Here is a 13531-nt window from a genome sequence, read left to right on the forward strand (position 1 = left end):
CATTCGCCGGCAACAAAGACGCTTTTGACGATCAATACAGGCCAGGGGTGCCACCGCCGTCCACAGCGATGGCCGTGCCTTGAATGTGGCGGGCACTCTCCGAACACAGGAATATCGCAAGTGCGGCGACATCCTCGGGCGTACCCAACCGGCTGAGTCCCTCGCGTGCGATTTGCGCTTGTCGTTCTTCTTCGACGGGTTTTCCACTTGCGGCTGCACGCTGCTGAAACAGCTGCGCTACACGGCCTGTTTCAGTCAAGCCCGGAAGAATGGCGTTGACATTGACGCCGTCCCGCTTTCCAAGACCGGACAGGCCCTTGGTGAAGTTGTGCATCGCAGCGTTGACCGACCCACCGATCAGGAAGCCCGGGTCGGGCGTACGGGCAGCGCCGCCAATGATGTTGACAACGTGCCCACCCGCAGTTTTCAGCATCGGCCAGAACAGGCGGCACAGGTTCACACAGCCGAAGAACTTCAATGCAAAGCCGTCATGCCATGCGTCCTCCGGAAGGTCCAGAAACGCACCGGCGCGCGTGGCACCCGCGGAATTGACCAACACGTCACAGCGCCCAAATCTTTCGGACACCAGGGTGAATACCGCTTTGCAACCTTCTTCGCCTCGAAGATCCGCAGCGCATATCTCAGGGCGGATTGCTCCGGTACTGGCAATCGCATCCGCGGCAGTCTTCAGGTTCTCAATGGACGATGCGGCCAAAACGGTCTGCGCACCGCGTGCAGCAAACGCAGCGGCGATGCCATGGCCAATGCCCCGGCTGGCGCCACTTATGACGATGACTTTTCCAGCGAACTCCTGTGACATGGCCGCTCTCTTTCTGATGATTTACGAAACCCTTGCGGCATTGATCGCCGAAACAGCGGCGCGCAAAGCCAGCAGGTAGCTGTCAGCGCCAAAGCCGCAGATCTGCCCCTTGACGATTTCGGCGAACACCGACACATGGCGGAAAGGCTCACGGGCGTGGATGTTCGACATGTGAAGCTCGACAACCGGCACGGTGAGGATGGCCAGCGCGTCGCGGATGCCGTAGCTGTAATGCGTCCAGGCGCCGGCGTTGATCAGCACGGCGTCGACCTTGTCGGTGAATGCCTGGTGAATCCGTTCGCACATGTCGCATTCGCTGTTGGTCTGGAAATGTTCCACCTCGGCGCCGAGCTCCCGGCCCAAAGCCTGCAGGCTGGTGTTGATTTCGTCCAGCGTGATGGTGCCGTACTGCGCCGGGTCGCGTTTGCCGAACATGTTGTGGTTGATGCCGTGAAGCATGAGCACTTTCATGGTGATTTCTTTCCTGGTGGTTGACGTTGTTTGTGGTGATTTGATTTGTATGTGGGAGGGTCGAGCTGCTTAAACAACGGGCAACTCGATCACCTGGCCGGTTTGGGCGGCCTGGGCGATGGCCTCGGTGACGCGCAGGTTCAGCAGGCCGTCGCGGGCACTGACCAGCGGCGGTGCTGCACCACGAATGACGGCGCCGAAGTGCTCCAGCTGGTGCTTGAGTGGATCGTCGCGCACCATGTCGGCCACGCTCTCGTCAAATGGCTTCCACCAGGAACGATCTTCCGGCCTGGGGTAGGTTTTCAGGCGCATGGTCGGAACCGACAGGCTTCCGTTGGTGCCGGAAATGACGTAACAGTCTTCGTCGCCATAGCTTGGGTAGGCCTTGTTTTCCTGGGAGGTTTGCTCCCAGCTGCGCGCGCAGGCGGCGGTGTCCGACAACATGAAGCTGCCCAGCGCGCCGCTGGCAAAACGCAGATTGATGGCCACCGTATCTTCCACTGGAAAGCCGCGCGTCGCGTTCGAGGAGAAAGCCTGCACCGCCACAATGTCACCGCACAGCATGCGCAGGTTATGCACCTCATGGATCATGTTCAGCAAAATGGGGCCGCCGCCGACTTCGCGGCGCCAGGGTGCATCGTCGTAGTAGCGGTCAGGCTTGAAGAATGTGGCACTGCCCATCACCGCGACCAGCTTGCCGAGCTGGCCCGAGTCCACGATTTCTTTCGCCTTGGCCATGATGGGGCTGTGCGCGCGATGGTGGCCGATCAGTACCTTGGCGCCCGTTTCAGCGACCGCCTTGACCAGCTGTTCGCCTTCGGCCAGCGTGGGTGCGATGGGTTTTTCCAGCAGGATGGGAACGCCCGCCTTGATGCACTGCAGGGCCTGCGGCACGTGCAGCTGGTTCGGCGTCGCAAGGATCACGCCGTCGGGCCGGTCTCTGGTGAACAGCTCGTCCAGCGATTGGTAGAGGGGCACACCCGCCTTGGCGGCGATGGCCTTTGCTGCCGGCGCGGGATCGACAATGGCCGAAAGAATGCAGGTAGGGCTCTCTTGAGCCACACCCATGTGGGCCAGGCCGATGTAACCGGCCCCTGCGACAGCAATGCGGATTTTGCTCATGAAGGAAAGATACCCGGAACCGGAATGAAAGAACAGGCCGGCCGGCGCGCCAGGCCGGCCGGGCGTGAAATCCTATTTGCGCAGTTTGGCAAGCTCTGCCTGCAGTGCGCCGACCACATCGGCACCCACGATGGCCGAGTGCTTCTCGATCACGGGCTTCATCTTCTCGCGGAATTTGGCCATTTCTGCGGGGCTGAACTCGCTGACCTGCATGCCGTTCTTCTTCAGGTTTTCGAGCGCAGTGCCGGACTGTTCACGCGAGGCCTTGCGCTGGTACACAGCAGCTTCGGCGGCCGCATCCGAGAAGATTTTTTTCTCATCATTGCTCAGGATGTCCCACAGCTTTTTGCTGACGATCACGGTTTGCGGGTTGTACTGGTGGTTGGTCACCGCCAGGTACTTTTGCACTTCGTAGAACTTGTTCGCGTTGATGACCGTGAACGGGTTTTCATGGCCGTCAATGGCTTTCTGTTCCATCGCGGCATAGACCTCGGGAAAAGCCATGGGCGTCGGGTTGGCGCCCAGGGCGGTCACCCAATCGATGTTGATGGCATTGGGAATCACGCGCAGTTTCAGGCCGGCAATGTCGTCCACCTTGGTGATGGGGCGCTTGCTGTTGGTGATGTTGCGAAAACCGAGTTCCCAGTAGGCCAGCCCATGGATGTTTTTGGCATCGAGCCTGGAGAGCATCATTTTCCCGAAGGGCCCGTCCACCACGGCATCGGCTTCCTGCGAGCTGGCAAACATGAACGGAAAATCAAAAACGGCAAATTCCTTGGCCTGGCTGGCCAGGATGCCGGAATTCATCACCACCATTTCCAGCGTGCCGCCTTGCAGCGCGGAGATGTTCGGCGCGTCACCGCCCAGCACACCGCCGGGGAAGAGGTTGACCTTGATCTTGCCGCCCGATTTCGCTGCCACGGTTTCAGCGAATTTTTTCATGCCCATCACAATCGGGTGGCCGTCCGGGTTTTGCGTAGCAAACTTGACGGTGCGTTCCTTGATGTCCTGGGCCGAGGCCATGCCGAAGGCCGCCAGGGCGACGGTGGCGAGGACGGATTTGATAAAGAGGCGTTTCATGGTTGTCTCCGGTTTTTTGAGGGGATGAGGTGTCACGGTACGCTTTGACGTGGCTGCCGGCCGTGGCGTACCCAGCACGCCCGGCAGCACGGAAAGTTGTCAGCCGCCGTAGAACCAGCGCGCCGGGATGATGACGATTTGCGGAAAAGCCACCATCAGGAACATGATGGCGAACTGGGCCCACATGAAGGGCAACACGCCCTTGGTGACTTCGTCCATGCTCACCTTGCCCACCCCGGCCACCGTGTTCAGCACCGTGCCCACCGGCGGGGTGATCAGCCCGATGGCGTTGTTGATGATGAACAGCACGCCAAAGTACACCGGGTCGATGCCGGCGGCCTTGACGACCGGCATGAGCACCGGCGTCAGCAGCAAGATGGTGGGTGTCATGTCCAGCGCGGTTCCCACCACCATCACCAGCACCATGATGGCCAGCATCAGCAACTTCGGGCTGTCCAGAAGCGGCTGCAACAGGGCAACCACCTGGCCCGGTATCTGCGCCACCGTGATCAGCCAGGCCGACACCATGGCCGCAGCCACCAGGAACATCACGATCGCGCTGGTCTTGGCGGCGCCCACGAACAGCGGGTAGAGCTTCCTGAGCGTGAGTTCCTTGTAGACGAGTACGGAAACCAGCGTTGCGTACACCGCGGCAACCACGGCGGCCTCGGTCGGCGTGAAGATGCCGAACTTCAGGCCGAACACCACAATCAGCGGCAGCACCAGCGCCCAGGTCGACTCCTTCAACGCCACCAGGACTTCTGCACGGCTCTTGCGCGGCGGGGCCTTCACCACTTCCTTGCGCACCAGCCACCACCAGGTGAGCCACAGCGACAACCCCAGCAAGAGACCTGGAAAGATGCCGGCCAGGAACAATTTGGAAATTGACACATTGGCTGCCACACCGAAGATGACAAAGGCAATCGAAGGCGGGATGACCGGCGCGATGATGCCCGCCGATGCAATCAGCCCTGCAGAGCGCGCCTTGTCATGGCCGGCGGCCACCATCATGGGCAGTAAAAGCGACGCCAGCGCAGCCGCATCGGCCACTGCAGAGCCCGACAGCGCCGCCATGATGACTGCCGCCACGATCGTGACATAGCCCAGACCGCCCTTGATGTGGCCGACCAGGGCCATGGCGAGGTTGACGATGCGGCGCGACAGGCCGCCCGCGTTCATGACTTCTCCGGCGAGCATGAAAAAGGGCACGGCCAGCAGCGGAAAGCTGTCGGCGCCGTTCACGACGTTCTGTGCCAGGATCTGCGCGTCGAACATGTCGAGATGCCACATCAATGCAGCACCACACAGCAGCAGGGAGAACGCGATCGGGATGCCCAGCGCCATGGCGGCAAGCAGCGATCCGAGGAATATAGCGATGGTCATGCCGGACCTCCTTCGTGCGGTTGGTCTTCGGATTCCCTGATCATCATCAGCTCGCCGTCCCCGGTCTTGCCGCTGAGCAGCCGGACCAGGTCGCGCAGCAGCAACAGGCCGCCGAGCACGGCGAACACCATGCCCGAGCCATAGAACCAGCTCATGGAAACCTCCATCACGGCACTGGTGGTGGTCCAGTTGATCTTGACCTGCTCCCACGCACCGCGGAACATCAACCAGCAGGCAAAAAGCATGAGCAGATAGCTGATGCCGAGGCATATTTTTTTGCCCCTGGGCCCCAGCCGCCCCACCAGCATGTCGGTGCCCAGATGCCCGCGCTCGTTGATTGCCACCACGGCACCGAGAAAGGTCAGCCAGACGAACAGCCAGCGAGACAGCTCCTCTGACAGATTGATGCCCGAGTTGAAGCCATAGCGCAACACCACGTTGCCGAACACCAGCACCACCATCAGTGCCAGGAACAGCGCAATCACGCCATCCAGTACCCGGCAAAACCGGTTTATCCATTTGTCCATGTTGTCTCCTTTTTATGCGTGGCCGCGCGCGCGGCCGTCCAGCGCCAAGCCTGTTGAGGATTGCCTTAACCCATAATGTACGAACTAGTTAGTTTTAAACGAATCGGTAGAAACCCGACATGCCCCGCCCCTGGCCGGCGGCGATCCGGAACTTATTTGCGCACGAAGCGCACGATCATTTCGATGATGCTGTCGCGCCGCGCCGTCATGGCGCGTCCCGACTGCGTGTCGCTCTTGAAGATCAGCCCGAAGGTGTGCTGGTTGGACACATTGAAAAATGTCAGCGCAGAAATCGACGCATGGATGTCGATCGGGTCCAGGCCGGTGCGAAATATGCCCGCCGCCACGCCGCGCTCGTAAAGCTTGCGGATGGCATCGATGGCCGGCACATTGAGTTGCTGGATGATTTTGCTTTGCGCCAGGTAGCTGCCGCGCTCCATGTTCTCGGACATCACCAGCCGGATATAGCCCGGGTTGCTGTGGTGATGGTCGAAGGTAAATCCCACCAGGCGGCGCAGCGCATCTTCCGGCAGCAGGTCTTCCAGGTGCAGTTCCGCCTCGATGCTGCGCATGCGCCGGTACGACTCCTCCAGCACGGCGAGGTACAGCCCCTCCTTGCTGCCGAAGTAGTAATAGATCATGCGCTTGCTGGTCCGGGTGGCCGCCGCGATCTCGTCGATGCGTGCGCCGCTCAGGCCCTTCTCGGCGAATTCGGCTGTAGCCACTTCGAGGATCCCGGCCATCGTGCGTGCCGGGTCGTTGGTGCGCGTGGCCGTCTGCACAACCGGGGCCTTCCTTTTGCGCGCACGCACCTTGGCCGAAGCTGCCTGCGAATGTACTGTTTCGTCCATTCGCGCAGTATAGGGGGCAGGCTGAGCTCATGTCATACCAGCGCAATGGTGATGCGTTCAATCGCGGCGCGTGTGTCGGGCCGCACGCCGCGCCACCATGCAAAGGCTTCGGCTGCCTGCTCCACCAGCATGCCCACGCCATCGGCCAGCCGCCGGGTTCCCGCGTTTTGCGCCAGGCGCAAAAACGGCGTGAGCCCTTTGCCGTACGCCAGTTCGTAGGCCAGGCAATCGGGAGCGAACACGCTCGCCGGCACCGGCGGCAGTTCGGCGCGCAGGCTTGCTGAGGTGGCATTGAACACCACGTCAAAGGTCTGCCCCGCCAGATCCGGATAGCCGCAGCCGCGGACGTTTGCCTGGGCCGCGCCCATGGCCTGTAGTTCATGTGCCCTGGCAACCGTGCGGTTGGCAATCACCAGTTCGACCGGGGCCTGCGCGAGAAACGGCAGCAACGCGCCCCGGGCCGCTCCGCCGGCGCCCAGCAGCAGCACGCGTTTGCCTTGCAGCTGGCAGCCCAGGTTGTGCGTGACGTCGCGCACCAGGCCAACGCCGTCGAAGTTTTCGGCAATCACGCGTGTGCCTTCAAACTTCATGGCATTGGCTGCCCCCGCGAGCTGCGCCCGCTCCGAGCGTTCGGTGGCATAGGCAAAGGCGTCGAGCTTGAAGGGCGCGGTAATGTTCATGCCTTTGCCGCCCAGAGCGCGGAAGGCATCCACGGCGCCGTTGAACCCGCCTGGCGGCCCTTCGATAGCCGTGTATTCCATGTCCTGCCTGCTAGCCTGCGCGAACATGCCGTGGATCAGCGGCGATTTGCTGAACCCTATCGGGTTACCGATGACGGCATAGCGGTCGGTCATGGCTGCACCTCTGCATACAGCACGCCGTCGCGCTCCATCGCGTCAATGTCGGCAGCGCTATAACCGACGCTCGCGGCGATCTCGCGGTTATGTTGGCCCATGCCGGGTGCAACGCAGGCAGGCGAGGTGTCGCACTCCGAAAACCTGAAAGGCAGGTTGGGCAGGCGTATTTTTCCCAGCACCGGGTGGTCTTGCTCAATCACCATGTTGCGTGCCTGAATTTGCGGGTCGTTCAGCACTTCCTCGATGTTCTGCACTTTGGCGCTGGGTACATCAATCGCGTCCAGCGCGGCCAGGCATTCGGCCACAGTGCGGCCCGCTACCCAGCCTTTCGCCAGGGCGAGTATTTCTGCACGGTTCTCATTGCGCCCCGCAGCGCTGTGAAAGCGCGCATCAAGCGCCAGTGCTTCACCGCCGATCAGCAGGGCAAAACGCTTCCAGGCGTCGTCGACCTGCGCGGCAATCACGAGGTAGCCGTCGCTGGCGGCAAACACGCCGTACAGCGTGCTTTGCGGCATGTCGTGGCCGGTTTGCTGCGGAATTTCCTTGCCGCCCGAGAGGGTGTAGCACTGCACCGCATAGTCGTGCATGGACACCAGGCAGTCGTACAGGGACAAGTCAATATGCTGGCCCCTGCCCGACTTGATGCGGCCCAGCAGTGCGGCACATACCGCCGCCACGCCGTGGATGCCGGTGTACATGTCACCCAGTGAAACGCGCAGCAGCGGCGGCACGCCGCCGGGCTCGCCGACCATCGCCATGATGCCGCTCTTGGCCTCGGCAATCAGGCCGAAGCCAGCACGGTGCGCGTCGGGGCCGGTATGGCCATAGGCGGAAATCGAGCAGTACACCAGGCCAGGGTTGCGCCCGGACAGCTCTTCGTAGCCCAGGCCGAGTTTTTTCAATGCGCCTGGGCGGTAGTTCTCGACGAACACATCAGCTGCGTCGGTGAGCTTGTGCATCATTTCCAGGCCGCGCGGGTCCTTGAGGTTGATGCACAAACCCTTCTTGCCCATGTTCTGCTGCAAAAAGTAGCCGCTTTGTCCCTTGATGAAGTAAGCGTGGGCGCGTCCCGCATCCCCCTCCTTGGGCCGCTCGACCTTGATGACGTCTGCGCCCATGGCTGCCAGGCAGCGCGACAAATAGGGCCCGGCCAGGAAATGGCTGTAATCGACGACGCGGATGCCCGCCAGCGGCAGCGCCTGTGTAGTTTTATCCATAAAAACCTGAGTTCGTCCTTGTATATCGGGCGCAAGCAGCTATGTTTTTAATAGCAAGTCATTCTTCAGACGATGACCGGCGCGGCACCATCAGGCGGTGCTCGCCCTTTTGCACCACCTGCCCGGCCTGGTTGATCAGCTCGGCCGGCAGCACCACGATGCCCCAGCCCGGCTTGCTTTTGGAAGGCCGCATGCTGGCCACACGAAACTTCACGTGCAGCGTGTCATTGACTTTGATGGGTAGCAGGAAGTCCCAGGTCCAACCCAGCGACATGCCGGGCAGGAAGCGGTATTCGCTCTGGGTTTTCAGACCGTCGGCAACCGACAGCCCCATCAGGCCGTGCGCAACGCGGCAACCGAAGTGCGAGGCATTGGCGTAGTCCTCATCCACATGCACCGGCGTGAAGTCGCCCGTGAGTTCGGCGTAGGCATCAATGCGCGCGGCGGTGAAGGTGTAGGACGGGCTGGTGCACTCGTCGCCGACCTTGGCGTCGTCCCAGTATTTTTCCGGCGTGGCGAACTGGATGTTGGGGTTGGGCATGAGGTGCCTTTCAGACTGTGGTGGCTCTGGGATTGACGGCCAATACAGCAGACACGCTGCCGGTGCTGGCCTGGATCAGCTCGACGGCCAGGCCATCGGGCAGCTGCAGCCAGTTGCGGTCCTGGGGCAGTTGCTTGACGCCCCATGCCTTCGCCTCGGTCAAGGCGGCCTCCAGGTCGTCAACCATGATGCCCAGATGCGCCAGCCAGCCAGCGTCGTTGGACGGCGGCGCGGCAAAGCCGGGCGTACTCATGAGCTGCAGGCCACCGATCGTCCAGTATTGGTGCGGTGCGTCGGCGGGTCCGTCGACCTCGCGCGCATCCATGCCCAGCACCTCCAGGAAGAAGTTGATGTGCCACCGGATGTCTTTGACGCGTACCGCAACGTGTTCTACATAGGATTTTTGTTTGTGAGGGGCCATGGTGTGCTCTTTTGAATCGCGTTGACGAGGCTGTGCGCGCTCAATACCCTTGATGCAGGCCACCAGGGCCTGGTTGACGGGCGTGGGTACGCCGCATTTCGCGCCCTGGTGCACCACCGCACCGTTCACAAAGTCGATCTCGGTGATTGAGCCCTTCTCCAGGCTTTGCAGCATCGAGGTCTTGAAGGCGTAGGGCAGGCCCTCGCCCGCCTTGACCCACGGCTGGCGCGGGTCGGTGGTGGCCAGCGTGATGCCGCTGGCTTTCGCCACCGCCATTGCTTCGGCCACGGCCGCAATGCCGCAGGCCTCAAGCTCGGGCACCTGGTACATCTCGCCATAGGGCAGGCGCGTGGCGGCGCTGACAGCGCCGGTGGCCACATTGACCAGCAGCTTGTCCCAGATGGTGCCGATGATGTTGCGGCTGACGGTGGTGTCGAGCCCGGCGGCGTTGAAGGCGGCGGCAATGCGCTGCACGCGCTCCGTGATGCGGCCGTCCAGTTCGCCCAGGTGGGTGTCCTTGCCGCGCGTTCCAATCAGCACATGCCCGGCGCCGAGCTGCGTGCCGCCCGCATAAGTTTTGCCGGCCAGCACACGCTCGCGGCCCACGATGCTGCCCAGGATGTCTTCGTGTCCCAGCCCGTTTTGCAGCGACAGAACGACCGTGTCCGGCCCAAGCAGCGACAAGGCTGCCTCCATGGCCGGGCGGGTGTCGAAGGACTTGACCAGCACGATCACCAGGTCCACCGCACCGGTGTCCATGGCCACGCCCGTGGCGGAGATCGCGGCATGCACCTGCACGCAACGGTCTATGCCGCCATCGCGCAGGATCAGCCCGCGGCTGTTCAGGGCCTCGACCTGCGCAGCATTGCGGTTGATGAGCCAGACCTCGTGGCCCGCCTCCGTCAGCACGCCGCCCAGTGCACTGCCCAGCGCGCCGGCCCCCAGAACACAAATCTTCACTGCACAACTCCTTCGTGATTCAGGAGCGAATTCTGGGTGGACCCACCCATGTCGTCCATGCAATGAAGGCAATACTAATCATTGCGTATAACAATAGAAGTATGGAAAAAGACCTGGATCTGCTGGACATCAAGCTGCTGCGGCTGCTGGACCAGCTCTACACCACCCGCAGCGTCACCCGGTCGGCCGAGGCCCTGGGGCAAAGCCAGCCCACGGTCAGCATCTGGCTGGCGCGCCTGCGCAAGCAGCTTGGCGACCCGCTGTTTGTGCGCACGGCCGAGGGGATGCTGCCCACGCCGCGCACCGATATGCTGATTGCCACGGTGCGCGAAGTGCTGGGCGGGTTGCAGCGGCTGGCCCAGTCAGAGGCTGCCTTTGAACCGTCTACGGCGCAGCGGCGCTTTCGCATCTGCATGACCGACGCCAGCCACGTCACGCTGTTGCCCCGGCTGCTGTCCCACGTGCGGGCGGTGGCGCCGGGCGTGGCGCTGGAAGCCGCGCGTATCGATGCCGGCCTGGCGCATGCCCTGCAAGCAGGCGAGGCCGATCTGGCTGTCGGCTTTCTGCCCTGGCTCGACACCGGCTTCTACCAGCAGACGCTGTACGGTCAGGACTGGATTTGCCTGGCCAATGCCCGGCATCCGCGGGTGGGCAGCGAATTGGGCGCCGACTGGAGCCTGTCGGTCTACCAGGCTGAGGCACATATCGGCATCAGCTCAGGCACGGGCTACCAGCTGCTGGACAGTGCCCTGGCGTCACAAAACATCTCACGCCGGGTGCTGCTGGAGCTGCCGGGCTTTCTGGGCCTCTCGGCCATTTTGTCCACCACCGACCTGATCGCCACGCTGCCGCGCCACATCGGCGAAACCCTGGCCCGCGCCGCCGGCCTCCAGGTGCTGCCCTGCCCGCTGGCGATTCCCGGATTTACCGTGAAGCAACACTGGCATGCCCGCTACCACCACGACCCGGCCTCCCGCTGGCTGCGCAGCGTGTGTGCCGAGTTGTTTATGAAAAGTGCCACCAGCCCTTTATAGCTGTGCGCGAGTAGCTACATTTTTTATAGCAACAAAACTCAGCGCGTCACCCGGTTGGCTTGCAGAGCCTGGATGGCGTCCTCGTCATAACCGAGCTCCTGCAGCAGTTCGCGCGTGTGCTCGCCCAGCCTGGGCGGGTTCAGGCGCACCCCGGGACGTTTGCCGCCCAGGGTCAGCGGCAGCAGCACGGTGGCGCTTTCCTGTCCCGCGCGGGCGCCGTCAGTCAAGGTGATGGGCGCCAGCCCGCCCGTGGCCTTGAGGTGCGGATCGTCAAACAAATCCTGCGGCCGGGTGATGGGCGCAAAGGGCAACGCATGCTTTTCAAACACAGCGCCCAGTTCGGAGGCGCTGTGCCCGGCCAGGTGCGAGCGCAGCAGGGGCATCAGCCACTCGCGCGCAAGTACGCGCTCGTTGTTGGTCAGCAGCCGCGGGTCGGCCCGCAGCTCTTGCAGCCCAAAGGCCTCACAGAAAACGGCCCACTGCGTGTCGCTGACCACGGCCAGGAAAATCTGCTCGCCGTCCCTGACCGTGAACACGTCGTAGATCGCCCAGGCCGAAATGCGACTGGGCATGGGTGCGGCAGGCTGGCCGGTCACGGCAAACTGCATCATGTGCTGGGCCACCAGAAAGACATTGTTTTCAAACAGCGCGGCCTGCACCTCTTGGCCCTTGCCCGTCTTCTCGCGTGCGGCCAGTGCGGCCATGGCACCTATGGCGCCGAACATGCCACCCATGATGTCGTTGACGCTGCTGCCGGCACGCAGCGGGTCGCCAGCGCGGCCCGTCATGTAGGCCAGGCCACCCATCATCTGCACCACTTCGTCGAGGGCGGTGCGGTGGTCGTAGGGCCCCGGCAGAAAGCCTTTATGGCTGACATAGATCAAGCGCTCGTTGAGCTGCGAAAGACTGGCGTAATCCAGGCCAAGCTTCTTCATGGTGCCGGGCTTGAAGTTCTCGCTGACGATGTCGGCCGTGGCAACCAGCTTGAGCACCAGCTCGCGGCCCTCGGGTGTCTGCAGGTCGACGGCGATGCTTTTTTTGTTGCGGTTGAACAGGGGGAAAAATCCCGCACCGGAGCCGAGCAGCTTGCGGGTGTTGTCTCCCATGATCGGCTCGACCTTGATGACTTCGGCTCCCAGGTCGGCCAGCAGCATGCCGCAGGTCGGGCCCATGACCATATGGGTGAATTCGACGACTCGCAGGCCTGCATAGGGCAGGCCTTGTTCGCCGGATACGCTGGCTTCAGCCATGCAAACGTCCTTGTACAAAGTCTTTGGGGAGGCCCGCTTCGGGCGTCATGCCATAAAGCGGTTCGCCCGGCAATCCGGCCTTGAGCGGCTCGCGCGCAGCCATCAGTTTTGCAAGGTCCACACCCGTGGAAATGCCCATGGCTTCAAACATGAAAACCAGGTCTTCAGTGACCACATTGCCCGACGCGCCCGGTGCATAGGGGCAGCCGCCCAGGCCGCCCAGCGAAGCATCGAAGGTGCGCACGCCCTCTTCATACGCAGCCAGGCAGTTGGCCAGGCCCAGGCCACGCGTGTTGTGCATATGCGCAGCGCCTGCCTTGTTGCCAAGCTCGGCGCGCAGGCGCCTGAAGAGGCGGCGCACCTGCGCGGGGTTGGCATAACCGACCGTGTCCGACAAACCCGACTCATCAGCACCGGCAGCGACGCATTGGGCGGCCAGCCGGATCACATCGTCTTCAGGCACTACGCCCTGCAGCGTGCAGCCGAACGCTGTCGAGATGGCGGCCTCCAGCTTGACCTGCGGTGCAAGCTCACGGCGCAGGCCGGCAATGGCCCGCACTTCTTCGACCATCTCTTCGCGCGTCTTGCGCACATTGGCCAGCGAATGCGCCGCGCTGGCCGACACCGGCATGGTCAGCTTGTGCACGCCGGCCTGCAGTGCTGCTTCAGCGCCGCGGCGGTTGGGTACCAGGGCCATCACGGTGAGGCCGGGCAGGGTGAGCGCATGCCGCACGACCTCGGCCACGTCGGCCATTTGCGGCAGCAGTCTGGCGGGAACAAACGAACCCACTTCAATCTCGCGAAGGCCGGCCGCATGCAGGGCGGTGATCCAGCGCAGCTTGTCGGCGGTTGCCATGGTGCGGGAAACACTTTGAAGGCCGTCGCGCGGGCCGACTTCACTGATCAGCACCTGGCTGGGCTGGGTGGTTTGCATCGTTTCCGGTATTCTGTAAGATAGAACTATATTCTTTCTGATGGAATGATGAAGCAGGTTGCA

At 62.6% G+C, this 13531-nt stretch carries 14 protein-coding genes and 1 pseudogene; 1 reads left to right on the forward strand and 14 read right to left on the reverse strand.

What is annotated here, in order from left to right:
• Positions 1-31 precede the first annotated feature (31 nt).
• From AC1DZE_RS20370 to AC1DZE_RS20425, 12 genes and pseudogenes are all read right to left on the reverse strand, one after another.
• Entirely contained in the window at positions 32-820 is a 789-nt protein-coding gene (locus AC1DZE_RS20370) for an SDR family oxidoreductase (protein WP_477670668.1), read from the reverse strand.
• 21 nt (positions 821-841) lie between these two features.
• Entirely contained in the window at positions 842-1291 is a 450-nt protein-coding gene (gene aroQ / locus AC1DZE_RS20375; RefSeq protein ID WP_477647179.1) for a type II 3-dehydroquinate dehydratase, read from the reverse strand.
• A gap of 69 nt (positions 1292-1360) precedes the next feature.
• Positions 1361-2413, reverse strand: coding sequence for a Gfo/Idh/MocA family protein (locus AC1DZE_RS20380; RefSeq protein ID WP_477671866.1), 1053 nt, complete (start codon positions 2411-2413; stop codon positions 1361-1363).
• A 72-nt stretch (positions 2414-2485) separates the two neighbouring features.
• The gene (locus AC1DZE_RS20385; RefSeq protein ID WP_477671867.1) at positions 2486-3493 is read right to left on the reverse strand and encodes a TRAP transporter substrate-binding protein; all 1008 of its coding nucleotides are present in this window, start codon (positions 3491-3493) and stop codon (positions 2486-2488) included.
• Positions 3494-3592: 99 nt separating this feature from the next.
• Positions 3593-4876, reverse strand: coding sequence for a TRAP transporter large permease subunit (locus AC1DZE_RS20390; RefSeq protein WP_457282361.1), 1284 nt, complete (start codon positions 4874-4876; stop codon positions 3593-3595).
• A complete protein-coding gene (locus AC1DZE_RS20395; RefSeq protein ID WP_477647175.1) occupies positions 4873-5403 on the reverse strand; it encodes a TRAP transporter small permease in 531 nt (176 codons plus the stop codon). The genes AC1DZE_RS20390 and AC1DZE_RS20395 overlap by 4 nt, the downstream gene beginning before the upstream one ends.
• Positions 5404-5555: 152 nt before the next feature.
• Positions 5556-6254 (reverse strand): TetR/AcrR family transcriptional regulator, encoded by a 699-nt coding sequence (locus AC1DZE_RS20400; protein WP_477670673.1) that lies wholly within the window; start codon positions 6252-6254, stop codon positions 5556-5558.
• A 32-nt stretch (positions 6255-6286) separates the two neighbouring features.
• Positions 6287-7108: a shikimate dehydrogenase gene (gene aroE / locus AC1DZE_RS20405; protein ID WP_477671869.1), complete on the reverse strand. Its 822-nt coding sequence runs from the start codon at positions 7106-7108 to the stop codon at positions 6287-6289.
• The gene (locus AC1DZE_RS20410; protein ID WP_477671870.1) at positions 7105-8328 is read right to left on the reverse strand and encodes a CaiB/BaiF CoA transferase family protein; all 1224 of its coding nucleotides are present in this window, start codon (positions 8326-8328) and stop codon (positions 7105-7107) included. The genes aroE and AC1DZE_RS20410 overlap by 4 nt, the downstream gene beginning before the upstream one ends.
• A 58-nt stretch (positions 8329-8386) precedes the next feature.
• Positions 8387-8869 (reverse strand): MaoC family dehydratase, encoded by a 483-nt coding sequence (locus AC1DZE_RS20415; RefSeq protein ID WP_477671871.1) that lies wholly within the window; start codon positions 8867-8869, stop codon positions 8387-8389.
• A gap of 10 nt (positions 8870-8879) precedes the next feature.
• Entirely contained in the window at positions 8880-9290 is a 411-nt protein-coding gene (locus AC1DZE_RS20420) for a VOC family protein (RefSeq protein WP_477671878.1), read from the reverse strand.
• An 18-nt stretch (positions 9291-9308) separates the two neighbouring features.
• A pseudogene (locus AC1DZE_RS20425) lies at positions 9309-10250 on the reverse strand (ketopantoate reductase family protein); the annotation flags it as partial.
• Between the two features lie 101 nt (positions 10251-10351).
• Between AC1DZE_RS20425 and AC1DZE_RS20430 the strand changes: the two are divergent.
• Entirely contained in the window at positions 10352-11284 is a 933-nt protein-coding gene (locus AC1DZE_RS20430; protein WP_477671872.1) for a LysR family transcriptional regulator, read from the forward strand.
• Positions 11285-11322: 38 nt separating this feature from the next.
• On the opposite strand, the gene AC1DZE_RS20435 is transcribed toward AC1DZE_RS20430, so the two are convergent.
• On the reverse strand, positions 11323-12534 hold the full coding sequence (locus AC1DZE_RS20435; RefSeq protein WP_477700483.1) for a CaiB/BaiF CoA transferase family protein: 1212 nt from the start codon (positions 12532-12534) through the stop codon (positions 11323-11325).
• Positions 12527-13468 carry a hydroxymethylglutaryl-CoA lyase gene (locus tag AC1DZE_RS20440; protein ID WP_477700484.1) on the reverse strand — a complete coding sequence of 314 codons (942 nt, stop codon included), beginning with the start codon at positions 13466-13468 and terminating at the stop codon, positions 12527-12529. The genes AC1DZE_RS20435 and AC1DZE_RS20440 overlap by 8 nt, the downstream gene beginning before the upstream one ends.
• Between the last annotated feature and the right edge of the window lie 63 nt (positions 13469-13531).

This window comes from Polaromonas sp. P1_F1 (assembly GCF_056405795.1).